Source organism: Corallococcus sp. RDP092CA (genome assembly GCF_041903675.1).
GTDB lineage: Bacteria > Myxococcota > Myxococcia > Myxococcales > Myxococcaceae > Corallococcus.
The window spans coordinates 1-1,029 of record NZ_JAYESI010000098.1 but is presented as its reverse complement, the minus strand read 5'-3'; the positions used below and the strand labels follow the sequence as shown (position 1 = coordinate 1,029).

The following is a 1,029-nucleotide window of genomic DNA, read 5'->3' as shown; positions in this document are numbered from 1 at the left end:
CGTAACTCCTCGCCGCGCCCCGTCTGGTGCGGCGAGGAAATTCGTGAAAGGGGCTGCGCGGGAATCAGCGGCGTGGGGCGCGAGCTTCTGCCCAAAGGGAGACGTCACCGTTCGCCGTCTGGCGGAGTTCCCAGGCGCCGATGCCACGCAAGTCACGGGCGAAGAGCTGGCGCTTGCGGGCCACGAGCATGTCGATGGTGGCACGCATGGTGGAGCGGCCCGGTTCTGGTAGCGCGTCGAGCCGGCGGAAGAGGTCCGGCAGCAAGTCTTCCCCGCCCCAGGCCGCGGTGACGAGCGCATTCCAGACGGTGATGGCCACCTGGAGGATGCTGCGACGTTGCTCGAGGGGCACACTGGGGGGCATGCCTTCGAAGAGCGGCGAGGCGTAGTCCAGGAGGGTTGCCGAAATCTTCGTCTCCATGGGGGAGGTCCTCAGTGGGCCATCATCTGATGGGGTAGCAGTGGCGGCTGCCCGCGCAGGGCGGCGAGCGCGGCGGCGCGCAGGTAGGCCTTCGGCTCGAGGCCGCACAACTTCGCGGACTCCAGCAGTGAGTAGAAGAGGGCGGCGGCCTGGGTGCCACGACGGCTTCTGCTGCCGTAGTGATTCTTGCGTCCCACCACGGGCCCACGCAGGGCGCGCTCGGTGGAGTTGTTATCCAGAGGCAGGCGCGCGTCGTTGACGAAGCGGGTGAGGCCTGGCCACAGCTTGCCCAGGTACGCGAGCGCGCGTCCGAAGCCCGACTCGGGGAGCGCGGTTTGCGCGAGGGCCCACGCGTGCAGGCGCGCCAGGAGAGGGCGGCTGTGCTGCTGCCGCAGGGCCAGCAGGCGTGCTTCGTCGGGCGGCCCGGTGCGGTACTCACGCTCGATTCGGTACAGCTCGCCGATGAGGTGGAGTGCGACGTCGGCTTCGGGCGCCCCGCACTCCAGGAACTTCCTTCGCGCGTGAGCCCAGCAGTGCGCGACACCGAAGCGCCCATGGCTGGCGGCGGCCAGCGCGTCGTACACCGCGTAGCCGTCCGTCATGAGCAG

Annotated in this window: 2 protein-coding genes; both read right to left on the bottom strand. The window is 69.6% G+C overall.

The features are described from left to right. Positions 1-64: 64 nt before the first annotated feature. A complete protein-coding gene (locus tag U8525_RS34315) occupies positions 65-421 on the bottom strand; it encodes a hypothetical protein (protein WP_374270952.1) in 357 nt (118 codons plus the stop codon). 11 nt (positions 422-432) lie between these two features. Further along, positions 433-1,029, bottom strand: a 597-nt coding sequence (locus U8525_RS34310) for a transposase (protein WP_374270951.1), incomplete at its 5' end; no start/stop codon positions are given.

What these genes read in the sequence shown, in the direction of transcription:
- U8525_RS34315 (WP_374270952.1), bottom strand. Translation starts at nt 421, where the DNA reads ATGGAGACGAAGATTTCGGCAACCCTCCTGGACTACGCCTCGCCGCTC.